Consider the following 25,241-nt stretch of genomic DNA (forward strand, 5'->3'; position numbering starts at 1 on the left):
GCGGTTTGCCGGGCGCCACGCCCCGCCGCGGCTTGTGGATATCCGTGTGGACGGATCGGGGATCGGCTGGCTGAAGCGTGCTGCTAGACTAGTCCGTCCACCCCGCGCGTAAGCGCCCCTGCCTGTGGACGAGAAACATTCATGAGTGAGCTGTGGCGGCGCTGCCTGGAGCGTCTGGAAGGCGAATTGAGCGCCGAGGATCTGCACACCTGGCTGATGCCGCTGCAGGCCCGCGAGGACGAGGCAGGGCTGGCCCTGTTTGCTCCCAACCCGTACACGCTGGACACGGTGCGCGAGCGCTATCTGCCGCAGATCGCCCTCTTGCTTGGCCAGCTGTCCGGCCGCGAGTTGCCGGTGCGGCTGGAGGTAGGTTCCAGCGCGCCGCGGGCGACGGTCGCCAAGCCAGCGGCCGCACAACGCACCGGTGTGGTGGCCGAACCTCCGGCGGCGCCCGCCTTCAGCCACAACCTCGACCCGCACTACACCTTCGAAACCTTCGTCGAGGGCAAGTCCAACCAGTTGGGCAAGGCTGCCGCGATGCAGGTGGCGCAGAACCCCGGCCGTGCCTACAACCCGCTGCTGCTGTACGGCGGCACCGGCCTCGGCAAGACCCACCTGATGCACGCCGCCGGCAACCTGATGCGGCAAAACAACCCTGCCTGCAAGGTGCTCTACCTGCGCTCGGAGCAGTTCGTGGGCTCGATGATCGAGGCGCTGCGCACCAAGAGCATGGACCAGTTCAAGCTGCGCTTCCGCTCGGTGGATGCGCTGCTGATCGACGACATCCAGTTTTTCGCCGGCAAGGACACCACGCAGGAAGAATTCTTCCACACCTTCAACGCACTGTTCGAGTCCAAGCAGCAGATCATCCTTACCTGCGACCGCTATCCCAAGGAAGTGGACAAGCTCGAGCCGCGCCTGAAATCGCGGCTGGGCTGGGGCCTCAGCGTGGCGATCGAGCCCCCGGATTTCGAGACGCGGGCGGCGATCCTGTTGTCCAAGGCGCAAGACAAAGGCGTGGCGGTGGACGAGCACGTGGCGATGCTGCTGGCCAAGCGCATCCGTTCCAACGTGCGCGACCTGGAGGGCGCGCTGAACACGCTGGCGGCCCGCGCGAACTTCTACGGCAAGCCGATCACCACCGACTTCGCCGAGGAAACCCTGCGCGACCTGCTGGCCACCCACGCCCAGGCGGTGACGGTGCCGAATATCCAGAAGATCACCGCGGAGTACTTCAACGTGCGCCTGCAGGACCTGCTCTCCAAGCGGCGCGTGCGCTCGCTGGCACGGCCGCGGCAGATCGCGATGGCGCTGTCCAAGGAGCTCACCGACCACAGCCTGCCCGAGATCGGCGAGGCTTTTGGCGGGCGCGACCACACCACGGTCCTGCACGCCTGCCGCACGATCAGGAAGCTGTGCGAAGCCGATGCGCGCATGCGCCAGGACTGGGAACAGCTGATCCGCACCCTCACCGGTTGAGTTTTTTGGCCGGAGCAGGCACAAGTTCTTGATAAGCTGGACGGGAAGCTGTGGATAATGCGTGGACGAAAGGGGTGGCAAAGTTATCCACATTCCACCCACTTCCAAAGCACGGCTTTCCGCACACCTTGAAAAGCCAGCAAGGCATTGATTTTAAAAGCATAAGCGGCAAAATTAAAGTTATCCACGCCGTTTACAACAACTACCAACTTGTTTTCAAAGACAGAACAGCAGGCATAGGGGACGCGCAGACATGCAATTCAGCATCCAACGAGAAGCTCTGCTCAAGCCATTGCAACAGGTCGTGGGGGTGGTGGAGCGCCGCCAGACACTCCCGGTACTCGCCAACCTGCTGGTCAAGGTCGCCGATGGGCAACTGTCCCTGACCGGGACTGACCTGGAAGTGGAGATGGTCGCCACCACCGCGGCGGACAAGCTCGACGATGGCGAAGTCACCATTCCGGCGCGCAAATTCTTCGACATCGTGCGGGCGTTGCCGGACGGCGCCAACATCGAGCTCAAGCTCAACGGCGATCGCGTTGCCATGAACGCGGGGCGCAGCCGCTTCACTCTGACGACCCTGCCGGCCAGCGAATTCCCCACTATCGACTCGATCGAACTGGTGGAAAAGGTCAGCCTGCCGGAAGAGGCGTTGCGCGACCTGATGGAACGCACCGCGTTCGCCATGGCGAACCAGGACGTTCGCTATTACTTGAACGGCATGTTGCTGGATCTGCAGGAACACAGCTTGCGCTGCGTGGCCACCGATGGCCACCGCCTCGCGATGAAGGAAACCAGCCTGGCGACCTCTGTGAAGGCCCGCCGGCAGATCATCATCCCGCGCAAAGGCGTCAACGAGCTGATCGGCCTGCTGGAACCGGGTGAGGGCATGGTCGAGCTGGAGTTCGGTCGCAACCATCTGCGCGTGCGTCGTGGCGGTGTCACCTTTACCTCCAAACTGATCGACGGCCGCTTCCCAGACTATGAGGCGGTGATTCCGCTGGGTGCCGACAAGACCGCCACGCTGGACCGCGAGGTGCTGCGCGGTGCGCTGCAGCGTGCGGCGATCCTGTCCAACGAGAAATACCGTGGCGTGAAACTGGAACTGTCACCGGGCAAGCTGCGCATCGTGGCGCACAACCCGGAGCAGGAAGAAGCCGTGGAGGAGGTCGAGGCCGATACCCACGTCTCCGATCTCGCCGTGGGTTTCAACGTGGGCTATCTGCTGGATGCGCTTTCCGCGCTGCGCGGCGAACAGGCCCGGCTGAGCCTGCGCGACGCGCAGTCCAGCTGCCTCGTGCAGGAACATGACAGCGAGCAGGCTCGCCACGTAATCATGCCTCTCCGCCTCTGACGCATGCCCCACGACAAGTCGTATGGCATCGAGCAACGCCGGGGTCGTCGTGAGACGCTCCGGCGTTCTTGCATGGGGCAGAGCCTGGCATGAGGCTGGATCGTCTACGCGTACAGGATCTGCGTTGCCTGCACGAGGTTGAACTGCTGCTGTCGTCCGGCATCAACGTCTTCGTGGGCGCCAATGGCGCGGGCAAGACCAGTGTGCTGGAGGCGGTGTTCCTGCTGTCGCATGCGCGCTCATTCCGCAGTGGGGCACGGGAGGCCTTGCTGTCCCGCGGCGCCCCACGACTTGCGGTGTTCGCCGAACTGCGGCAGTCCGGTGATCGGCTGGTGCGTCTTGGGCTCGGTCGTGAAGCATCCCGTTGGGAGGCACGGCTCGAGGGTCAGGGGGTGAGCCTCGGTGCATTGATCGCCGAGTGTGCCGTAACCTGCTTTGAACCCGGGTCACATGCCTTGATTGCCGGCGGCGCCGAGGAACGTCGCCGTTTCCTCGACTGGGGCGTGTTCCACGTGGAACAGGCGTTCCTGGATGCCTGGCGACGCTACCAGCGCGCCTTGAAGCAACGTAACAGCCTGCTGCGGGCGGGAACGGCACCTGGTTCTCCGCTGTACTCGCCATGGGAAATCGAACTGGCGGGTCTCGCAGACTGGATCGACGACCATCGACGGGGCTATCTGGAGCGCCTGCGCCCCCAGTTGCACGCCAGCGTCGCCGCCCTGCTGCCGGAATTGGGGGAGCCCGAATTGCGCTACCGTCGGGGTTGGTCCGAAGAAGCGGATTTGCGCCAGCAACTGGAGGCCCAGCGCAGCCGTGATCTCGCCCGAGGACATACCAGCCTCGGCGCCCACCGAGCCGATTGGTCGCTGGCTTTCGACCATGCTCCCCAGCGCGAACATCTCTCCCGTGGCCAGGAAAAACTCGCGGCTCTCGGCTGCATGTTGGCGCAGGCGCACCTGTACGCCGAACAGCACGGTGATTGGCCGATCATCTGCCTCGACGACCTCGCTTCCGAGCTGGACGAGGCGCACCAGGCAGCAGTCATTGCTCAGCTCGACGACAGCGGAGCGCAGGTCCTGGTCACAGGCACGAGCCTGCCCGAAGCCTTGCGCGGGCGACCACACCGCATGTTCCACGTGGAACAGGGTCGCCTGACACCCCTGCTATAATTGAGGATTGCACCGCAGCTCAACGGTTTGCTTGCCGTGTCTGCCGCACCCCCAGGAACCGGATTCGCATGAACGAACCCACCAACGAATCGCATTACGACTCCAGCAACATCAAGGTGCTGAAAGGCCTGGAAGCGGTCCGCAAGCGCCCTGGCATGTACATCGGTGACACCGACGATGGCACCGGCCTGCACCACATGGTGTTCGAAGTGGTCGACAACGCGATCGACGAGGCGCTGGCGGGCTACTGCGATCATGTGATTGTGACCATACACGACGACGGCTCGGTCAGCGTCAACGACAACGGCCGCGGTATCCCGGTGGACATTCACCCGGAAGAGGGCCGCTCCACCGCCGAGGTGGTGATGACCGTACTGCACGCCGGCGGCAAGTTCGACGCTAACTCCTACAAGGTCTCCGGCGGTCTGCATGGCGTGGGCGTGTCGGTGGTGAACGCGCTCAGCGAGCATCTGTGGCTGACGATCTACCGCGACGGCCAGGAACACCAGCAGGAATACTCGCTGGGCGAACCGCTGTACCCGCTGAAGATCGTCGGCGCATCGGATCGCCGCGGCACCACAGTGCGCTTCCTGCCCAGCCCGCAGACCTTCACCCACATCGAGTTCCATTACGACATCCTGGCCAAGCGCCTGCGCGAGCTGGCCTTCCTCAATTCCGGCGTCACCATCGATCTGCGCGACGAGCGCGGGGAAGGGCGCTCGGATACCTTCGCCTATGAGGGCGGCATCCGTTCCTTCGTGCAGCACCTGGCCCAGCTGAAGACCGCGCTGCACCCGAACGTGATCTCGCTGAGCGCGCAGCAGGACGGCATCACCATCGAGCTGGCGATGCAGTGGACCGACTCGTACAACGAGACGATGTTCTGCTTCACCAACAACATCCCGCAGCGCGACGGCGGTACCCACCTGACGGGCTTCCGCGCTGCGCTGACACGCTCGCTGCAGGGCTACATCGAGAAGGAAAACCTGGCGAAGAACGCCAAGGTCGCGCTGTCCGGCGACGACATGCGCGAGGGCTTGATCGCGGTGTTGTCCGTGAAGGTGCCCGACCCGAAGTTCTCCTCGCAGACCAAGGACAAGCTGGTCTCCTCCGAGGTGAAGACCGCGGTAGAGCAGGCCGTCAACGAGAAGCTGGGCGAATTCCTGCTGGAACACCCCAACGAAGCCAAGGCGATCGCCTCCAAGGTGGTCGACGCCGCGCGCGCCCGCGAAGCTGCGCGCAAGGCCCGCGAGATGACCCGCCGCAAGGGCGCCCTGGACATTGCCGGCCTGCCGGGCAAGCTGGCCGATTGCCAGGAGAAGGATCCGGCGCTGTGCGAACTGTTCCTGGTCGAGGGTGACTCCGCCGGTGGCTCGGCCAAGCAGGGCCGCAACCGCAAGACCCAGGCGGTGCTTCCGCTGAAGGGCAAGATCCTCAACGTCGAGAAGGCCCGCTTCGACAAGATGCTGTCCTCGGCCGAAGTCGGCACCTTGATCACCGCGCTCGGCACCGGCATCGGCAAGGAGGACTACAACCCGGACAAGCTGCGCTACCACCGCATCGTCATCATGACCGACGCGGACGTGGACGGTTCGCACATCCGCACCCTGCTGCTGACCTTCTTCTACCGCCAGATGCCCGAGCTGATCGAGCGCGGCCACGTCTACATCGGGCTGCCACCGCTGTACAAGCTCAAGCAGGGCAAGCAGGAGCTGTACCTGAAGGACGACGCGGCGCTGAACGCCTATCTGATCTCCAATGCGGTGGACAACGCCGAGCTGGTGGCCGATCCGGCGGCGCCAGCGATCGCCGGCGAGGCCCTGGAGAAGCTGCTGCGCGACTACCAGACCGCGCTGGACCAGATCGAGCGCCTCGGCCATCGTTTCGACACCAGCGTGCTGTCGGCGTTGCTGGAGCACACGCCGATTACGCCCGAGTTGTGGGCTGATTCGTCCGCCATGCAGGCTTGGCTGGCCGGTATCGCGCAGCGCCTTGCGGCCAGCGGCTTGGGCAAGCCGCGCTATCACCTGTCGCTGCGCCCCGCGCACGGCGAGCAGCCTGCGGCGATCGAGGTGGTGCGCGACCAGCACGGACTCAGCCACACCCTGCTGCTGCCGCAGCCGTTCTTCGCCGGCGGCGAATTCCGCCCGATCCTGCACGTCAGCCAGCAGCTGGCGGGCCTGGTCCAGGCCGAAGCGGTGGTCCGCCGCGGCAACGCCTCGCGCGGCGTCACGCGCTTTGCCGAGGTGCGCAGCTGGCTGCTGGACGAGGCCAAGAAGGGCCGCACCATCCAGCGCTTCAAGGGCCTGGGCGAAATGAACCCGGAGCAGCTGTGGGAGACCACGGTCAACCCGGAGACACGCCGCATGCTCCAAGTGGGCATCGAGGATGCGTTCGCTGCCGACCAGATGTTCTCGATGCTGATGGGCGAGGCGGTGGAACCGCGTCGCGATTTCATCGAGGCGAATGCGTTGAAGGTGGCCAACCTCGACATCTGAGCGGCGACGCGGCAGGGCCCGGCTGCTGTCGCACCCCTGTTTATGCAGGCCTCGCCACCGCGGGATGCATTCGTGTGCAACGCATCACGCCGCTGCTGTGAGCGCGTTCCGGCGCGATTTGCCCCGCGGTGGCGGAGAAAATGTCGGTCAATTCGCTGGCGTATGGGTTGCTTTCACGCAAGTCATTGATATGACAAGAGCTTTCTTGCCGCAATGCAACTTGTCAGGCAAGCACTGCACAAGGTAGTCTCAACGATCCCCTGCGCACGTTGCATCGCGTAAAACACCGGAAACGAGGATCGCCATGAAGCACACGCCCCTGTTCACGATGCTGGCTGGCGCCGCGCTCGCGTTCACCTTCGCCGCTGCCCCCGCACATGCGGCAGGTGCATCGAAAGACAAGCCGGCCGTGCAGTATCCGAACACCGCGCGCGTCGCACCGAAGCTCGACCTGACCAGCGAGAAGGAACAGAAGGCGCTGAACGAAGGCCTCGACGCGGTGAACGCCGGCGACAAGGCCAAGGCCGAGCAGATCCTCCAGCCCATCGTCGACAAGAGCAAGAGCAAGTACGCCCAGGCGATCGCCCTGCAAGGTCTCGCCAACGTCACCTACAACGCGGGTGACGTGAAGGGTGCGATTCCTCTGCTGAAGCGGGCGATCGACAACGGCGTGATGCCGAACGATACCTATTTCCAGCTGATGTTCGAGCTGGCCCAGCTGTACGCCGCCGACCAGCAGTACCAGGCCTCGCTGGACACCATCGCGAAGTGGCGCGCCGAGGGCAAGAAGGAAACCGCCGACTCCTACGGCCTGGAAGGCATGGACTACTACCGCCTTGAGAAATATCCGGAGGCGATCGCTGCGGTCCAGAAGGCCAAGACGCTCACCGACAAGCCGCAGGATTCCTGGAACCAGATCCTGATGGCCAGCTACGCCGAATCCGGCAAGGGTGGCGACGCGGCGAAGATGGCCGTCGATGAGTTCCAGAAGAACCCCACCGACAGCGGCATGCTGCACAACGCCAGTGCGATCCTGCTGCAACAGCAGGACTACGCCGGTGCGATCAAGGTGCTGGAGCAGGGCCGTACCAACGGCGCGCTGAAGGACGAGGGAGACTGGATCAATCTGGTCAAGGCCTACCTGCTGCAGGCACAGAACGGCGGCGATTCCAAGAGCGGCAGCGCCAAGGCGCTGGCCGCCTTCGACGAAGGTATGGCCAAGGGCGCCATCAAGCCCAGCGCGGCGAACTACAAGCTGGCTGGCGACGCCTCGGTGATCGGCGAGAACGACGCCAAGGCAATCGGCTACTACCAGAAGGGCGCGGCGCTGGCCAGCGACGGCGAACTCGATGTGGCGCTGGGTCGTGTCTACTTCCAGGACCAGAAGTTCGCCGACGCGCGCAAGTACCTGAAGCAGGGCCTCGCCAAGGGCGTCCAGCACAAGGGACAGGCCTACATGGTGCTCGCCGAGACGGAGCGTCAGCTCAAGGACAAACCCGCCGCGGTCACCGCCATGATGGAAGCTGCCAAGGATCCGGAAACGGCCAGCAAGGCCAAGGACTGGCTGAGCAAGGCACACGTGGGCAAGTGATTGCCAGGCAAGGAAACGCGGGGCGGATGGACGTCCATCTGCCTGCCCCGCCAGCGCTATACAAAAGACAGATGCTGTTGTACCGTTGAAACCTTCCCTGCGTAACCCCAGCGGCGCGTCCCGTCCATATGCCAGACGGGACTTGCCGGATCGGCGGCGACGCTTTCTCCGTTCCCAGCTCCAGATAGTGACAGATGGCCTCTAGTACCGAAGACACAGAACGCGAAGAGGGGTTCAGTTGGAAACGAACCTTCGCGTTGGCGTTCGCCATCGGTCTGCACGCTTTCGCGTTTCTGATCCTGCTCGCGCCGATGGCGCCGCCCAGTCAGAAGCACGAGAAGAAAGAGCAGATCACGCAGGTGAATTTCATCGAGCCGCCGCCGCCGCCGCCGCCACCACCGCCGCCGCCGCCGGAGCCGCCCAAGCAGCCGCCGCCGAAGATCATCAAGCAGGTGGTCCCGCCGCCGACCCCGCCGCCGCCGGCCCCGCCGCCGCCGGTGCAGGAGGTGTCGCAGAACGCGGTTGCTGCGGCGCCGCCGGCCCCGCCGGCGCCACCCGCACCGCCAGCAGACATCAGCGCTGGGCAGGATCTCAGCTACAACAGCCGGATCCAGCCGCGTTATCCGCCACAGGCCATCCGCCAGCGCCATGAAGGCACGGTGATCCTGCTGATCCTGGTGGGTGTTGACGGTTCGCCGAAGGACATCAAGGTCGACAAGTCCAGCGGATACCACGAGCTTGATCGCGCGGCGATCGAGGCGGCCGGCAAGTGGCGCTTCAATCCAGAGATCAAGAACGGCAAGAAGGTGGAAGGCTACGCACGCGTTCCGGTCACCTTCAACCTCAACAACCTGTAATCCACGTTACAGCCACTACAGTTCACGCTTGACTTCCCAAGGGTAGCGTTATGTTCCTACTACAGACTCCTGCACCGACCGATGCCGCCGCCCAGGTGGCGGGCAATTCCAACGCCGAAGCCATGAAGCAGATGGGCTTCGCCAACCTCGCCCAGGGCTTCGACTGGCTGGGTTGGGTAGTGTTCGTCACCCTGGTGGTGATGTCCTTCCTGTCCTGGTACTTCATCATCGCCAACACCATCCGTAACGGCATGGTGAAGTCGCGCGCCGATGGCGTGATCAACGGCTTCTGGAACAATCCGTCCACCCAGGACGCGATCCGTGAGCTGGAGACCCAGCCCAAGGGCGAACCGTTCTCGAAGATCGCGCTGGACGCTGCTTCGGCGGTGGCCCACCACCAGCAGGCCAACAAGGGTGGGCTGGCCGAGTCGCTGAGCCGTTCCGAGTTCGTCGACCGCGCGCTGCGCCAGGCCGTCGCCCGCGAGAGCCTGCGCCTCGAAGGCGGCCAGACCCTGCTCGCCACCGTCGGTTCGTCGGCACCGTTCGTCGGTCTGCTTGGTACCGTGTGGGGCATCTACCACGCCCTGATCGGCATCGCGGCCAGCGGCAACGCCTCGATGACCGCCGTGGCCGGCCCGGTGGGCGAGGCGCTGATCATGACTGCGATCGGTCTGTTCACTGCGATCCCGGCGCTGCTCGCGTTCAACTTCTTCAACCGGTCGAACCGCGTCATCTTTGCCCGTTTCGACGAGTTCGCGCATGACCTGCACGACTTCTTCGCGACCGGTTCGCGCGTCGAGTGAGGGATTGACCCATGGCAATGAGCGTCGGAGGCAATACCGGCGGTCCGGTTTCGGAAATCAACGTCACGCCGCTGGCCGACGTGATGCTGGTGCTGCTGATCATCTTCATGATCACCGCACCGCTGATGTCCCATCCGATCACCGTCACGGTGCCGATCGCTAATCCCAAGAGCACCGAGGAAAAGGCGCCGGAAACCCCGCCGCTGGACCTCGCGATCAAGGAAGACGGCTCGATGTACTTCCAGGATCACCAGATCAGCGAGGCGGACCTGAAGAACCAGTTGGCGGTAGCGGCGCAGAAGACGCCCCAGCCGGAGCTGCAGATCCGCGCCGAGAAGGCGATCGAATGGAAGGTGGTGCGCAAGGTCATCAGCGACGCCAAGAGCCAGGGCATGGTGCACGTCGGCTTCATGACCACCGCGCCGGCGAAGGAGTAAGCAGTCATGGCCTTTTCCACCAAAGCCTCGTCGGGTCCGATGGCGGACATCAACATCACGCCGCTGATCGACGTGATGCTGGTGCTCCTGATCATCTTCATGGTCACCGCGCCGATCCCGCTGGAGAAGATCAAGATCGATCTTCCGCAGCCGAATCCGAACCAGCAGCAACCGCAGAACCCACCCGAGCCGATCAACCTCAAGATCGACCAGGGTGGCGCGTTCTACTGGAACGACACGCCGGTGGATGAGCTGGGCCTCAAGGCGCAGTTCGCGGTGATCGCCCAGCAGACCAACCAGCCGGAAATCCAGATCAAGGCTGCCGATGCCACCGCCTACCAGTACGTCGCTACCGTGCTGGCCGACGCGAAGCAGTACAACCTGGTCAAGATCGGATTCACCGACAGCGACCAGTAATGCGGCGACCGCCGCACCCCAGCGTTACCCGCGCCAACCCCCGCCCCGTGCGGGGGTTGGCGTTTTCGGTAAACGGGAACGTCTGGACGTCCGTCCAGGCGCAGAGCGCATTCCTACCGCAGGATCTGCAGATAGTTGCGTACCGTGGTGGCCAGGCCCTCGTACAGCGCCTCACCGATCAGCGCGTGGCCGATCGACACTTCGGCCAACCCGGGGATCGCGGCCTTGAATGTGCCGAGATTCGCCTGGCTGAGGTCGTGGCCCGCGTTCACCGCCAGCCCGGCCTGCTGCGCACGGCGCGCGGTGGCGGCGCAGCTCGCAAGCGCGGCGTCGGGCTCGCCCTCGGCGAAGGCCTCGGCATAGGGGCCGGTATAGATCTCGATACGTTGCACGCCCATCGCCCTGGCGGCCGCGAAATCCTGGCTGCCGGCATCGACGAACAGGCTGACCCGGCAACCGACCGCGTTGAGCTCGTCCACCAGCGGGCGCAGCCGCTCGAGGTCGCGCGTGAGATCGAAGCCGTGGTCAGAGGTGATCTGGCCGTCGCTGTCGGGCACCAGGGTCACCTGGGTGGGGCGCACCTCGCGCGCCAGCGCGATGAGGCCGGGATAGTCGCCGCGGGGCGCGGCGAACGGATTGCCCTCGATGTTGTATTCCACCCGGCCACGCAGCATCGCGGCCAGTGCGCGCACGTCGTCCGGGCGCACGTGGCGCAGGTCGGGCCGCGGATGCACGGTGATGCCGCCGCAACCGTTCTCGATGCAGGTCTGCGCCGCGCGACAGATGTCGGGTTCGCGGCCGCCGCGCGAGTTGCGCAGCACGGCGATCTTGTTGAGGTTGACGCTGAGCAGGGTCATGGCGGCGGTCCGTCACGAAGGAAGGAGTGCAACACTGCCCCGATCAGGCCGCCTCGGCAAGCGCATAGCGGCAGATGCGCCGCGTGGTGCCCCGCCAAGCCAGCGCGGCGAACGCATCGGCGCCGACGTCGAGCCGGTGCAACTGCCACGCGGCGGGATTCTCGCCGTCCAGCCAGTGCAGCACTGGCCCGTCCGGTCCGTGGCGGAACGCCAGCCGGTCCAGCCCGAAGGCGAGGCCGCGGCCCAGCGCCTTCAGCACCGCCTCGCGCGCGGTCCACAGTTCGAGGAAGGCCGAGCGCCGTTCAGCCTCGTCCAGCGTGCCCAGCCAGCCGGCTTCATCGGCGGTGAAGAAGCGCTGCGCGATCTCCAGCGCGTTCGCGCGCGTGCGGCGCTGCTCCAGGTCGATGCCGGGAGCGATGCCGCGGGCCAGCGCAACCAGTGCCTGCTCGCCGCTGTGCGACCAGTTGAAGTCGAGCGTACCGCCTTGGCCAGGATCCAGCGCCGGCCGGCCGTGCGCGTTCGCCACCAGTCGCACCTCGCCCGGCGCGATGCCGAGGTAACCCGCCAGCAAGGCAAGCAGCGGCCCGCGCCCCGCCCCCTTCGGCCGCTGCACGCGCCAGACGTGAACCTCGTCAGCGTGCAGGGGCTCTGCTACTTTCGTGGGCAGGAATCCGTCGACGGTGTGCATGCGCGCATGCTGACGGACAGGTGCCGCCGCGCACAAGCCGGCGGCGCGCCAGATCGATTTCCGGGGAGGGGCGCGTGATCGCCGGTTGGCTGCTGCTGCTAGTCGCGCTGCTCTACGTGGGGCTGCTCTACGGCGTGGCCTGGGCGGGCGACCGGCGCCCGCTGTACCCGCGCCAGCCCCGCCTGCGGCCGATCGTCTACAGTCTCGCGCTCGCGGTGTACTGCTCCTCGTGGACGTTCTACGGCGCGGTGGGCACCGCCGCGCGCGAGGGCCTGGGCTACCTGCCGATCTACCTGGGGCCGGTGCTGCTGTTCGTGTTCGGCTTCGGCCTGCTGCGCCGGCTCGTGGAGGTGGCGCAGCAACGCAACATCACCTCGATCGCCGACTTCATTGGCGCACGCTACGGCAAGTCGCACGGACTGGCGGCGCTGGTGGCCGTGATCGCGGTGGTGGCGGTGCTGCCGTACATCGCGCTGCAGCTGAAGGCGGTGGCGATGTCGTTCGCGGTACTGGTCGGCGACACGCCGGGAGTGCGCGGCGCGATAGCGACGGATCCGGCCCTGTGGTGCGCCGCCCTGCTCGCCGTATTCGCGATACTGTTCGGCACGCGCAGCATCGACGCCACCGAGCACCACCATGGCCTGATGCTGGCGGTGGCGCTGGAGTCGCTGATCAAGCTGGTGGCCTTCGTCGCGCTGGCGTGGTTCGCCCTGCGCCACGGACCGGGCCTGGCCGCCACCGCGAGCCTGCCGTTGCGCCATCCCGGCGACGGGGTGTCCGCCGGCTTCCTCGCGCAGACCCTGCTGGCGTTCTTCGCGATGTTCTGCCTGCCGCGGCAGTTCCAGATCGGCGTAGTGGAATGCGAGGACCCGCGCGACCTGCACCGCGCGCGCTGGATGTTCCCGCTGTACATGCTGGCGATCATGCTGGCCGTGCTGCCCATCGTGGCGACCGGCACGCAGCTGCCGGCCGTGCGAGACGGCCTCGCCGACGCTTGGGTGCTGAACCTGCCGCTGGCCCTGGGCAGCGGCGGCATGGCGATGCTGGCCTTCGTAGGCGGCTTCTCCGCCGCCACTGGCATGGTGATCGTGGCGGCGGTGGCGCTGTCCACCATGATCAGCAATGACCTGGTGATGCCGGCGCTACTGCGTGTGCACCGTCTGCGGCTGGAACACCGCAGCGATCTCTCGCGACTGGTTCTGCGCGTGCGCCGCGTGGCCATCGTGGCCCTGGCCGCGCTTGCCTATGGCTACTACCGGGTGGTGGCCGACACCGAGAACCTCGCCGCCACCGGCCTGCTCGCGTTCGCCGCGGTGGCACAACTGGCGCCGGCGATCGTGGCGGCGCTGTACTGGCGTGGCGCGAGCCGGCGCGGCGTGGCGATCGGCCTCGTCGCCGGCTTCGCGGTGTGGGCCTACACCCTGCTGCTGCCGGCGATGCTGCATGTCGGCAACTGGCAACAGGACGGCCCGCTGGGCCTGGGCTGGCTGGGGCCGCAGGCGCCCTTCCATTTCGGCGGCGGCGATCCCCTGCTGCGCGGCACGCTTTGGTCGCTGCTGGTCAACTTGGCCTGCCTCGTGTTTGTCTCGCTGCGCTGGCGGCCCAACCTGGAGGAACGCCTGCATGCAGCCTTGTTCGTCGCGCCGCATGCGGCCAGCCGCGGCGGCGCGGGCGACTGGCGCGGCCGCGTGGCAGTGGCCGACCTGCGTACCATCGCCACGCGCATCGTGGGCCGTCGCAGCACCGAGCGGGCATTCGCCGAGCACGAACGGCGACGCGGCAAGCCACTGCAGGCCGGCGAAGCAGCCGACCGCGCGCTGATCCAGCACACCGAGCGCCTGCTCGCCGGCGCGGTCGGAGCGGCCAGCGCGCGGCGCATTCTGATGGGCATGCTGTCCGGCTCGGGGCTGGACATCGCCGAGGCGATGGCGCTGATGGACGAAGCCTCGCAGGAGCTGCGCTTCAACCGCGAGCTGCTGTCCTCCACGCTGGAGAATGTCTCGCAGGGCATCAGCGTGGTGGATGCCGAGATGCGCCTGGTGGCGTGGAACCGGCGCTACCTCGAATTGTTCGGCTACCCCGATGGCATGGTCTACGTAGGCGTGCCGGTGACGGACCTGATCCGCTGGAACGCCGAACACGGCGAATGCGGTCCCGGCGAAGTCGGGGCGCACGTGGCCAAGCGCCTCGGCCATCTGCGCGCGGGCACGCCGCACGTGTTCCAGCGCGTACGCGCCGACGGCAGCACCATCGAGATGCGCGGGCGCGCGCTGCCCGGCGGCGGCTATGTCACCACCTACACCGACGTCACCGCGTACAAGCGCGCGGAGCAGGCGCTGATCGAGGCGAACGAGACGCTGGAGCAGCGCGTGGGCCAGCGCACCGCCGAACTCAGTGAGGCGCTGGTCGCCACCGCGCAGGCACAGCGCACCGCGGAGGCGGCGAACGCGTCCAAGACGCGCTTCCTGGCCGCCGCCAGCCACGACCTGCTGCAACCCTTGAACGCCGCGCGGCTGTTCACTTCCGCGCTGCGCCAGCAACCGGCGCTGGACGCGGAGTCGCGTCAACTCGCCGAGCGCATCGACGCCGCGTTCCGCGCCGCCGAGGACCTGCTCGACGCCCTGCTCGATACTTCACGCCTGGATACCGGCAGCTACCACCCGGAGATCGGCGAGTTCGCGCTGGCCGACTTGTTCGGCTCGCTGCAGAGCCAGTTCGCGGTGCTCGCCGAGCAGCGTGGCCTGCGCATGCGCGTGGCCCCCACGCGGCTTGCGGTGCGCAGCGACCCGCAGCTGCTGCGCCGCGTGCTGCAGAACTTCCTCTCCAATGCCTTGCGCTACACCCGGCGCGGCGGCGTGCTGCTGGGTGCACGCCGCGTCGGCGACGAGGTACGCATCGAGGTGTGGGACACCGGCCCCGGCATCGCCGCCGAACAGCAGGCACGCATCTTCGGTGAGTTCCAGCGGCTGGATCGGCCCTCGCCGTGGGGCGAGAAAGGCCTGGGCCTGGGGTTGTCGATCTGCGACCGCATCGCCGCCATGCTGCAGCACCGGCTCGACCTGCGGTCGCGCCCCGACCATGGCAGCTGCTTCGCGATCGTGGTGCAGCGGGCCGCCGCCACGCCACCCCGCCGCCAGGTGCACCGCGGCGGCAGCGATGAGCAGTTGCCGCTTACCGTGCTGTGCCTGGACGACGATGCAGCCATCCTCGATGGCATGCGCGCCCTGCTAGGCCGCTGGGGCGTGGACTGCCGCGTCGCACGCGACGTGGCCGCCGCCGCCGCCGAACTGGCTCGCGGTCCGGTCGACCTGATCCTCGCCGACTACCACCTGGCCGATGACATCGACGGCCTGCAGGCGCTGCAGCAGCTGCAAGCCGTCCGCGATCCGCCGCTGCCCGCCGCGCTGATCACCGCAGACGGCAGCAGCGAACTCAAGCAGCGTGCACGCGCACTGGGTTACCCGCTGCTGCACAAACCAGTGAAGCCCGCGGCACTGCGCGCCCTGCTGGGCGCGCTGGCCAGGAAGCTGGGCGGCAACGCGGAACCGTCACGCAAATAAGCCCTGGCCGCCGGCCACATTATGGTCAGCGCAGCGGTGGTGATTGCCGCTGGACGGGATGGCGCCCTGTCCGCAACGGCAAGTCGATCCGCATCGGAGGCGCACCACTCGTGCTTCGCTCCGGCGCTCGGGCACCGCAGCGCCATGGTCGCCGCGCCGGGCTCGACGGTGACCGGGACACCGGAGGCGCGAGGTCCTGGTGCCGGAACGCAGACGGGGCGCTGCTATCGAGACAACTCGCTGCGGCCCATCAGGAATTCGTCGACCGCGCGCGCGCATTGCCGCCCTTCGCGGATTGCCCACACCACCAGCGACTGGCCGCGGCGCATGTCGCCGGCGGCGAATACCTGGTCCGCGCTGGTGCGGTAGCCGGACGGTCCGTCGGTGGTGGCCTTCGCGTTGCCGCGCGCATCCTTGTCCACGCCGAAGGCATCGAGCACCCTGGCGCGTGGCGCGACGAAGCCCATCGCCAGCAGCACCAGCTCGGCGCGCACGTCGAATTCGCTGCCGGCGAGCTCGTTCATCCTGCCGTCCTTCCATTCCAGCCGCACCGCGGTGAGGCTCTTCACGCGGCCGTGTTCGTCGGCGTTGAAGCGCTTGGTGGCGACGCTCCAGTCGCGCTGGCAGCCTTCCTCGTGCGAGCTGGAGGTACGCAGGCGCAACGGCCAGTACGGCCAGGTCAGCGGCTTGTCCTCCTGCTTCGGCGGCTGCGGCAGCAGTTCGAACTGGGTCACTGCGGCGGCGCCGTGGCGGTTGGAGGTGCCCACGCAATCCGAACCGGTGTCGCCGCCGCCGATCACCACCACGTGCCTGCCGGTGGCGAGGATCTGCGTGTCCAGCGTGTCGCCGGCGTTGACGCGGTTCTGCTGCGGCAGAAAATCCATCGCGAAATGCACGCCGGCCAGCTCGCGGCCGGGCACCGGCAGGTCGCGCGGCGCTTCCGCGCCGCCGGCGATCACCACCGCGTCGAACTCCCGCTTGAGTTCCGCCGGCGTGACGCTTTCGCGCTGGCCGATGCCGGTGGCGTCGTGCGGGTTGCCCACGTAGACGCCGGTGCGGAACGTCACGCCTTCGGCGCGCAGCTGTTCGACGCGGCGGTCGATGTGGCCCTTCTCCAGCTTGAAGTCCGGGATGCCATAGCGCAGCAGGCCGCCGATGCGGTCGTTCTTCTCGAACACGGTGACGGCGTGGCCGGCGCGCGCGAGCTGCTGGGCGCAGGCGAGGCCAGCGGGGCCGGAGCCGACCACGGCCACGCGCTTGCCGGTCAGCCGAGCGGGCGGTTGCGGCAGCACCCAGCCTTCCTCCCAGCCCTTGTCGATGATCTTGTGCTCGATCGACTTGATGCCCACCGCGTCGCTGGCGATGTTCAGCGTGCAGGCCGCCTCGCAGGGCGCGGGACAGACGCGGCCGGTGAACTCGGGAAAGTTGTTGGTGGAGTGCAGGCTGTGCAGCGCGCGCTTCCAGTCGCCCCGGTAAACCAGGTCGTTGAAGTCCGGGATGATGTTGTTGACCGGGCAGCCGCTGTGGCAGAACGGGATGCCGCAGTCCATGCAACGCGCGGCCTGCTTCTGCGCGTCATCGTTGTCGAGCTGGCGCACGAATTCGCGCCAATGGCGCTTGCGCTCGGCCGGCGCCTCGACGGGCTCCGCCAGGCGGTCGAGTTCGAGAAAGCCGGTGATCTTGCCCATCGTCGCGTTTCCTCAGATGGCTGCCGTGGCTGGGGTTGCCGTGCCGCTGCCGCTGTTCGCGGCGGCCAGCGCGCGCTTGTACTCGTGCGGCATCACCTTCACGAAGCGGCTGCGTGCATTGGGCCAGTCGGCCAGGATTTCCTTGGCGCGGAAGCTGCCGGTATGGCGGAAGTGCGCCTCCAGCAGCTGGCGCAGGATGGTTTCGTCGGTGGCGGACGCCGCGCCGCGCGCGGGGTGGTGCCATTGCGCGCGCGGGACGCACACCTCCTGCTCCACGCCGGCAAGCACCGGTTCCAGCGCCACCATGGCGAGGTTGCAGCGCGCCTCGAACTGGCGCCTCGGGTCGTACACGTAGGCCACGCCGCCGGACATGCCGGCGGCGAAATTGCGACCGGTATCGCCAAGCACCAGCACGGTGCCCCCGGTCATGTATTCGCAGCCGTGGTCACCCACGCCTTCCACCACCGCGCGCGCACCGGAGTTGCGCACCGCGAAGCGTTCGCCGGCCACGCCGTTGAAGAACGCCTCGCCGTCGGTGGCGCCGTACAGCACGGTGTTGCCGGCGATGATGTGCTCCGGGCCGAAGCCGTGGAAGTCGTTGGGCGAGCGCACCACGATGCGGCCGCCGGAAAGGCCCTTGCCCACGTAGTCGTTCGCTTCGCCCACCAGGTCGAGCGTGATGCCACGGGCGAGGAAGGCGCCGAAGCTCTGCCCGGCGGTACCGGCGAGCTGCACGTGGATGGTGTCGTCGGGCAGGCCTTCGTGGCCGCAGCGCCGCGCCACCTCGCCGGAGAGCATCGCGCCCACGCTGCGGTGGATGTTGCGCACGTCGACGATGAAGCGGGTCTTCTCGCCGCGCTCCAGCGCGGCGGCGGACTTCTCGATCAGCACGTGGTCGAGCGTGTGGGACAGGCCGTGGTCCTGTTCCTCCACGTGCCTGCGGGCCACGCTGTCGGGCAGCCCGGGCCGGTGGAAGACCCGGCTGAAATCCAGCCCCTTGGCCTTCCAGTGTTCGATGCCGGCGCGGGTGTCGAGCAGGTCGGCGCGGCCGACCAGATCCTCGAAGCGGCGGATGCCGAGCTTCGCCATCAGCTGGCGTACTTCCTCGGCCACGAAGAAGAAGTAGTTCACCACGTGCTCGGGCTTGCCGGTGAAGCGGCGGCGCAGCACCGGGTCCTGCGTGGCCACGCCGGTGGGGCAGGTGTTCAGGTGGCACTTGCGCATCATGATGCAGCCTTCCACCACCAGCGGCGCGGTGGCGAAGCCGAATTCGTCGGCGCCGAGCAGGGCGCCGATCACCACGTCGCGGCCGGTCTTCATCTGGCCGTCCGCCTGTACGCGGATGCGCCCGCGCAGGCGGTTCAGCACCAGGGTCTGCTGTGTTTCCGCGAGGCCCAGTTCCCACGGCGAACCGGCATGGCGGATCGACGACCACGGCGAGGCGCCGGTACCGCCGTCGTGGCCGGCGATCACCACGTGGTCCGCCTTGCACTTGGCCACGCCCGCGGCCACCGTGCCCACGCCGACCTCGGACACCAGCTTCACCGAGATCGACGCCTGCGGATTGCAGTTCTTGAGGTCGTGGATGAGCTGGGCCAGATCCTCGATGGAATAGATGTCGTGGTGCGGCGGCGGCGAGATCAGGCCCACGCCGGGTACCGAGAAACGCAGCTGCGCGATGTAGTCCGACACCTTATGGCCGGGCAGCTGGCCGCCTTCGCCGGGCTTGGCCCCCTGCGCCACCTTGATCTGGATCTGGTCGGCGGAGACGAGGTACGCCGCGGTGACGCCGAAGCGGCCCGAGGCTACCTGCTTGATGCGCGAGCGCAGCGAATCGCCGGCCTTGAGCGGCAGGTCGCGCTCGACGTGCTGCGGCCCGATCACCCCCGCGAGGGTGTCGCCGTCCTTGATCGCCTCGCCCTTCAGTTCCGCACGGTAGCGCGCCGGGTCCTCGCCGCCCTCGCCGGTGTTGCTCTTGCCGCCGATGCGGTTCATCGCCAGCGCCAGCGTGGTGTGCGCCTCGGTGGAGATCGAACCCAGCGACATCGCGCCGGTGGCGAAGCGCTTCACGATCTCCTTGGCCGGCTCCACCTCGTCCAGCGGCACGGGCGTGGCCTGGTCGAAGCGGAACTCGAACAGGCCGCGCAGGGTGAGGTGGCGGCGGCTCTGGTCGTTGACGAGGCGTGCGTATTCCTCGTAGGTGTCGGCGTTGTTGGCGCGGGTGGCGTGCTGCAGCTTGGCGATGGCGTCGGGAGTCCAGAGGTGCTGTTCGCCGCGAACGCGCCAGGCGTAGTCGCCGCCGTCGGCCAGCGTATCGGCATGCAGCGGGCCGTCGCCCCAGGCGGTGGCGTGCTGGCGCAGCGCTTCTTCCGCCAGCTCGAACAGGCCGACGCCTTCGATGTTGCTGGTGGTGCCGGTGAAGTACTTGTCCACCAGCTCGCGCGCCAGCCCCACCGCCTCGAAGATCTGCGCGCCGGTGTAGGACATGTAGGTGGAAATGCCCATCTTGGACATCACCTTCTGCAAGCCCTTGTCGATGGCCTTGACGTAGTTCGCGATGGCCTTCTCCGCCGTGATGCCCCCCGGCGCCCTGGCGTGATGCGCCGCCAGCGTCTCCATCGCCAGGTAGGGGTGCACCGCCTCGGCGCCGTAGCCGGCGAGCAGGGCGAAGTGGTGCACTTCGCGCGCGGAGCCGGTTTCCACCACCAGGCCGGTGGAGGTGCGCAGGCCGCGCTCCACCAGATGCTGGTGCACCGCCGAGGTGGCGAGCAGGGCCGGGATGGCCACGCGCTCGCGGTCGGCGAGGCGATCGGACACGACCAGGATGTTGTGGCCCTGCTTGATCGCGTCTACCGCCTGCGCGCACAGCGAGGCGAGGCGCGCCTCGATGCCGGCCTTGCCCCAGCGCGCGGGATAGGTGATGTCCAGCGTGTGGCTGCGGAACTTGCCCTTGGAGTAGCGGCCGATCTTGCGGATCTTCGCCATCTCGGCGAAGCCCAGCACGGGCTGCTGCACTTCGAGGCGCAGCGGCGGGTTGACGTTGTTGATGTCCAGCAGGTTGGGCTTGGGCCCGATGAAGGACACCAGCGACATCACCAGATATTCGCGGATCGGGTCGATCGCCGGGTTGGTGACCTGGGCGAAGGTCTGGCGGAAGTAGTCGTAGAGCGGCTTGGCGCGATCGGACAGCACCGCCAGCGGCGCGTCGTTGCCCATCGAGCCGATCGCCTCTTCGCCGTTCTGCGCCATCGGCAGCAGCTGGAACTTCAGGTCTTCCGCGGTGTAGCCGAAGGCCTGCTGGCGATCGAGCAGGTGTTCGCCCGCCAGGGGCTCGGGCGGCGCGTCGGGCAAGTCGTCTAGCTTGATGCGGATGCGCTCGATCCACTGCTTGTACGGCCGCGCGTTGGCGAGCTGGGCCTTCAGTTCCCCGTCGTCGATGATCCGGCCGGCCTCCATGTCGATCAGCAGCATCTTGCCCGGCTGCAGGCGCCACTTTTTCACGATGCTGGCCTCGGGCACCGGCAGCACGCCGGCTTCGGAGGCGAGGATCACGAGGTCGTCGTCGGTGATGAGGTAACGCGCGGGCCGCAGCCCGTTGCGGTCCAGCGTGGCCCCGACCTGGCGGCCGTCGGTGAATGCGATCGCGGCGGGACCGTCCCACGGTTCCATCATCGCCGCGTGGTACTCGTAGAACGCACGCTGGTTGTCGTCCATCAGCGTGTGCTTCTCCCATGCCTCCGGGATCATCATCATCATCGCGTGGGCCAGCGGATAGCCGGCCATGGTGAGCAGTTCCAGGCAGTTGTCGAACGAGGCGGTGTCGCTCTGGCCGGGATAGATCAGCGGCCACAGCTTGGGTAGGTCTTCGCCCAGCACCGGCGAGGCGATCGCGCCGGTGCGCGCGTTCAGCCAGTTCACGTTGCCCTTCACCGTGTTGATCTCGCCGTTGTGCGCGACCATGCGGTAGGGATGCGCCAGCTCCCAGGCGGGGAAGGTGTTGGTGGAGAAGCGCTGGTGCACCAGCGCCAGCGCCGACACGGCGCGCGGGTCGGCCAGGTCCTTGTAATAGCGCCCCACCTGGCCGGCCAGCAGCAGCCCCTTGTAGACCACGGTGCGCGTGGACATCGAGGGCACGAAGTATTCCTGGCCGTGCTTCAGGCCCAACGCGCGGATCGCGTGGCTGGAGGTCTTGCGGATCACGTAGAGCTTGCGCTCCAGCGCGTCCGGCACCATCACGTCGGGGCCGCGGCCAATGAAGATCTGGCGGATGACCGGCTCGCGCGCCTTCACCGTGGGCGACATCGGCATCTCCGTGTCCACCCGCACGTCGCGCCAACCCAGCACCAGCTGGCCCTCGGCGCGCACCTTGCGCTCCAGCTCCTGCTCGCAGGCCAGCCGCGAGGCTTCCTCCTTGGGCAGGAAGACCATGCCCACGCCGTATTCGCCGGGCGGCGGCAGGTTCACGCCCTGCAGCGCCATCTCCTCGCGATACAGCGCATCGGGGATCTGGATCAGGATGCCAGCGCCGTCGCCCATCAGCGGATCGGCGCCCACCGCGCCGCGATGGTCGAGATTGCGCAGGATCGCCAGCCCCTGCCCGATGATGGCATGGCTTTTCCGCCCCTTGATGTGCGCGACGAAGCCGACGCCACAGGCATCGTGCTCATGGCGTGGGTCGTACAGGCCCTGCGCATGCGGCTGGCTCATCGTGGGATCTCCGGGGGTGGCATTCCGAATATACTGCACTGCAGCAATAGCGCAAGCGAGCCGATCCCGCAAGCCCTGCCGCGCAAGGGTATGGACGTTTTTATGTCTAAACGTCCATGGCTGTCACTTGGAAAAATTCGGAGAGAAGCTTCCGGCCGCCACCGTTGCCATCCGATGTCGCGCTACAGGGCGCCGCCAGGAGCGCCCGTCGCCGGTCGATCCGGGACCGGGCATGCGCAGCGGGTGGACGTGCCGTCGCCCGCGCGGGGCCGGGGGCTACTCCCCGTCTTCCCCTGCCGGCAGGGGCTGCATCGCGCCGGGTTCGACGGCGAGCTGGCTGGCGGCCAGCGCCACCTGGGTGCGGTTGTTGACGCCGAGCTTGCGCATGATCGCGGTCATGTGCGCCTTCACGGTAGCTTCGGAAACGCCGAGTTCCCAGGCGATCTGCTTGTTGAGCAGGCCCTCGGCGATCATGGTGAGCACGCGGAACTGCTGCGGGGTGAGCGCGGCGACGCGGGCGGCGACGTCGGCTTCGCCGGGCCGGAGTTCGGCATTGCCGCCGACCAGTTGCGGCGGCAGCCATACGTCGCCGTCGAGCACGGTGCGGATGGCGTGGACGATGTCCTCGCCGGCGGTGGACTTGGGGATGTAGGCGGCGGCGCCGTGGGCGAGCGCGCGGCGCGCGACCTGGGCCTCCTCGTGGCCGGACACCACGATGATCGGCAGGCCGGGGTATTGGCCGCGGATGTGCGCCAGCGCGGAATAGCCGCGTGCGCCGGGCATGTGCAGGTCGAGCAACAGCAGGTCGGCGTCGGGATACTGCTCGATCAGCGTGTAGAGGCCGTGCACGCTGCCGGCACTGCGCACCTGCGCCCGCGGCAGCGCCGCCAGCACCGCGCGCTGCAGGGCGTCGCGGAACAGCGGGTGGTCATCGGCGATCAGGATGTCGGGCATGGCGGCTTGGAGTAGGAGCGCACCTCGTGCGCGAAAGCTTTTTGTCCGATCGGCACCAGAGCTTTCGCGTACAGGTTGCGCTCCTGTGGTGGCTTATTTGATCAGGCGCTCCTCGACCAGGTTCTTCACCACGCTCGGATCCGCGAGGGTGGAGATGTCGCCGAGCTGGTCGGGCTGGTTCTCGCCGATCTTGCGCAGGATGCGGCGCATGATCTTGCCCGAGCGGGTCTTGGGCAGGCCGGGCGCCCACTGGATGTAGTCGGGCGTGGCGATCGGGCCGATCTCCTTGCGCACCCAGGCCACCAGTTCCTTCTTAAGTTCGTCCGTGCCGCTCTCGCCGGCTACCAGGGTGACGTAGGCGTAGATGCCCTGGCCCTTGATGTCGTGCGGGCAGCCCACCACCGCGGCTTCGGCCACCTTGGGATGCGCCACCAGCGCGCTTTCCACCTCGGCCGTGCCGATGCGGTGGCCGCTGACGTTGATCACGTCGTCGACGCGGCCGGTGATCCAGTAGTAGCCGTCCGCATCGCGCCGCGCACCGTCGCCGGTGAAGTAGTTGCCGGGGTAGGCGCTGAAGTAGGTCTCGATGAAGCGCTGGTGGTCGCCGTACACCGTGCGCATCTGGCCGGGCCAGGAGTCGGTGAGCAGCAGGTTGCCCTCGGCCACGCCTTCCTGCACCTCGCCGTTGGCGTCGACGATGGCGGGCTTGATGCCGAAGAACGGCTTGGTGGCGGAACCGGGCTTGGTGTCGATCGCGCCGGGCAGCGGGGTGATCAGGATGCCGCCGGTCTCAGTCTGCCACCAGGTGTCCACGATGGGCCGCCGGCCTTCGCCTACCACGCGGTGGTACCACTCCCAGGCTTCCGGATTGATCGGCTCGCCCACCGTGCCGAGCACGCGCAGGCTGGCGCGGGAGGCTTTCTTCACCGGCGCCTCGCCCTCGCGCATCAGCGCGCGGATCGCGGTGGGCGCGGTGTAGAACAGGGTGACCTTGTGCTTGTCCACCACCTGCCAGAAGCGGCTGAAGTCGGGGTAGTTGGGCACGCCGTCGAACATCACCGTGGTGGCGCCGTTGGCCAGCGGGCCGTACACCACGTAGCTGTGGCCGGTGACCCAGCCCACGTCGGCGGTGCACCAGTAGATGTCGTCCTCGCGCAGGTCGAACACGCACTCGTGCGTGTAGCTGGTATAGACGAGGTAGCCGCCCGAGGTGTGCAGCACGCCCTTGGGCTTGCCGGTGGAGCCCGAGGTGTAGAGGATGAACAGCGGGTGCTCGGCCTCCATCGGCTCGGCGGGACAGTCGGCGCTCTGGCCGTCCATCAGGTTGTGCCAGTAGCGGTCGCGCGGCGACTGCATCGCCACCGCGCTGCCGGTACGGCGCACCACCACCACGGTCTCGACGCTGTTGGTGCCGGGGCGCTTGAGCGCCTCGTCGACGTTGGCCTTGAGCGGGATCTTCTTGCCGCCGCGCACGCCCTCGTCGGCGGTCACCACCAGCTTGCAGGCGGAATCGGCGATGCGCCCGGCCAGCGAGTCCGGCGAGAAGCCGCCGAACACCACGGAATGGATCGCGCCGATGCGCGCACAGGCCAGCATCGCCACCGCGGCCTCGGGGATCATCGGCAGATAGATCGCGACGCGGTCGCCCTTGGCCACGCCGAGGTGTTTCAGCGTGTTGGCGAACTTGCACACTTCCGCGTGCAGCTCGCGGTAGGTGAGCTTGCGCGACTCGTTCGGGTCGTCGCCCTCGAAGATGATCGCCACCTTGTCGCCGCGTTCCTGCAGGTGCCGGTCGAGGCAATTGGCGGCCACGTTGAGCGTGCCGTCCCCGTACCAGCGGATGTGCAGGTCCTTCGGATCGAACGAGACATCCTTGATCTTCGTCGGCTTCCTGGCCCAGTCCAGCCGCTCGGCCACCCGGGCCCAGAAGCCCTCGGGGTCCTTCACCGACTCGGCGTACAGCCGCTCGTAATCGTCCTTGCGGATGCGCGCCCTGGCGGCGAACGCGGGGTCGACAGGATGGATCGTGGACATGCGGGTCTCCTGCTGGCGAGGGTGGGGCGTGGCACCGTGGGCGAACGGCGCGGCCGGCTTTCGAGTGTAGCGGCCTCGCCGCTGCGGCGAGGAGCCCCGCGTATCGACTTTGGTCGAGGTAAGACCATCGGCGAATAGCCATGCGGGC

16 protein-coding genes are annotated in these 25,241 nt (G+C 67.4%); 10 read left to right on the forward strand and 6 right to left on the reverse strand.

Translation table 11 applies throughout. The annotated features are described in order from the left end of the window. Positions 1-141: 141 nt before the first annotated feature. From dnaA to AC2EWF_RS08685, 9 genes are all read left to right on the forward strand, one after another. Entirely contained in the window at positions 142-1,479 is a 1,338-nt protein-coding gene (dnaA, locus tag AC2EWF_RS08645; protein WP_483638950.1) for a chromosomal replication initiator protein DnaA, read from the forward strand. Positions 1,480-1,732: 253 nt separating this feature from the next. Continuing rightward, on the forward strand, positions 1,733-2,833 hold the full coding sequence (gene dnaN / locus AC2EWF_RS08650; protein WP_483638951.1) for a DNA polymerase III subunit beta: 1,101 nt from the start codon (positions 1,733-1,735) through the stop codon (positions 2,831-2,833). Between the two features lie 89 nt (positions 2,834-2,922). Continuing rightward, positions 2,923-4,002: a DNA replication/repair protein RecF gene (recF, locus tag AC2EWF_RS08655; protein ID WP_483638952.1), complete on the forward strand. Its 1,080-nt coding sequence runs from the start codon at positions 2,923-2,925 to the stop codon at positions 4,000-4,002. A 68-nt stretch (positions 4,003-4,070) separates the two neighbouring features. Then, positions 4,071-6,500, forward strand: a complete 2,430-nt coding sequence (gene gyrB / locus AC2EWF_RS08660) for a DNA topoisomerase (ATP-hydrolyzing) subunit B (protein ID WP_483638953.1) — start codon at positions 4,071-4,073, stop codon at positions 6,498-6,500. A 304-nt stretch (positions 6,501-6,804) separates the two neighbouring features. Then, the gene (locus tag AC2EWF_RS08665; RefSeq protein ID WP_483638954.1) at positions 6,805-8,091 is read left to right on the forward strand and encodes a tetratricopeptide repeat protein; all 1,287 of its coding nucleotides are present in this window, start codon (positions 6,805-6,807) and stop codon (positions 8,089-8,091) included. Positions 8,092-8,348: 257 nt separating this feature from the next. Then, positions 8,349-8,948, forward strand: a complete 600-nt coding sequence (locus AC2EWF_RS08670) for an energy transducer TonB (protein WP_483638955.1) — start codon at positions 8,349-8,351, stop codon at positions 8,946-8,948. 50 nt (positions 8,949-8,998) lie between these two features. Then, the gene (locus AC2EWF_RS08675) at positions 8,999-9,751 is read left to right on the forward strand and encodes a MotA/TolQ/ExbB proton channel family protein (protein ID WP_483638956.1); all 753 of its coding nucleotides are present in this window, start codon (positions 8,999-9,001) and stop codon (positions 9,749-9,751) included. An 11-nt stretch (positions 9,752-9,762) separates the two neighbouring features. Further along, positions 9,763-10,188, forward strand: a complete 426-nt coding sequence (locus tag AC2EWF_RS08680) for an ExbD/TolR family protein (protein WP_483638957.1) — start codon at positions 9,763-9,765, stop codon at positions 10,186-10,188. A gap of 6 nt (positions 10,189-10,194) precedes the next feature. Next, positions 10,195-10,605: an ExbD/TolR family protein gene (locus AC2EWF_RS08685; protein WP_483638958.1), complete on the forward strand. Its 411-nt coding sequence runs from the start codon at positions 10,195-10,197 to the stop codon at positions 10,603-10,605. A 113-nt stretch (positions 10,606-10,718) separates the two neighbouring features. Here AC2EWF_RS08685 and AC2EWF_RS08690 read toward each other — a convergent pair whose 3' ends face one another. Then, positions 10,719-11,462 (reverse strand): pyridoxine 5'-phosphate synthase, encoded by a 744-nt coding sequence (locus AC2EWF_RS08690; RefSeq protein ID WP_483638959.1) that lies wholly within the window; start codon positions 11,460-11,462, stop codon positions 10,719-10,721. A gap of 43 nt (positions 11,463-11,505) precedes the next feature. Beyond that, entirely contained in the window at positions 11,506-12,150 is a 645-nt protein-coding gene (locus tag AC2EWF_RS08695; RefSeq protein ID WP_483638960.1) for a 4'-phosphopantetheinyl transferase family protein, read from the reverse strand. A 74-nt stretch (positions 12,151-12,224) separates the two neighbouring features. On the opposite strand from AC2EWF_RS08695, the gene AC2EWF_RS08700 reads away from it, so the two are divergent. Further along, positions 12,225-15,710, forward strand: coding sequence for a hybrid sensor histidine kinase/response regulator (locus tag AC2EWF_RS08700; protein WP_483638961.1), 3,486 nt, complete (start codon positions 12,225-12,227; stop codon positions 15,708-15,710). A gap of 224 nt (positions 15,711-15,934) precedes the next feature. Here AC2EWF_RS08700 and AC2EWF_RS08705 read toward each other — a convergent pair whose 3' ends face one another. The 4 genes from AC2EWF_RS08705 to acs form a co-directional block, all read right to left on the reverse strand. Further along, complete coding sequence (locus AC2EWF_RS08705) at positions 15,935-17,398, reverse strand: glutamate synthase subunit beta (RefSeq protein WP_483638962.1); 1,464 nt, start codon at positions 17,396-17,398, stop codon at positions 15,935-15,937. 12 nt (positions 17,399-17,410) lie between these two features. After that, positions 17,411-22,105, reverse strand: a complete 4,695-nt coding sequence (locus AC2EWF_RS08710; RefSeq protein ID WP_483638963.1) for a glutamate synthase-related protein — start codon at positions 22,103-22,105, stop codon at positions 17,411-17,413. 276 nt (positions 22,106-22,381) lie between these two features. Beyond that, complete coding sequence (locus tag AC2EWF_RS08715) at positions 22,382-23,059, reverse strand: response regulator (RefSeq protein WP_483638964.1); 678 nt, start codon at positions 23,057-23,059, stop codon at positions 22,382-22,384. Between the two features lie 93 nt (positions 23,060-23,152). Further along, positions 23,153-25,093 carry an acetate--CoA ligase gene (acs, locus tag AC2EWF_RS08720; RefSeq protein ID WP_483638965.1) on the reverse strand — a complete coding sequence of 647 codons (1,941 nt, stop codon included), beginning with the start codon at positions 25,091-25,093 and terminating at the stop codon, positions 23,153-23,155. Between the last annotated feature and the right edge of the window lie 148 nt (positions 25,094-25,241).

This window comes from Rhodanobacter sp. sgz306013, from assembly GCF_057031145.1.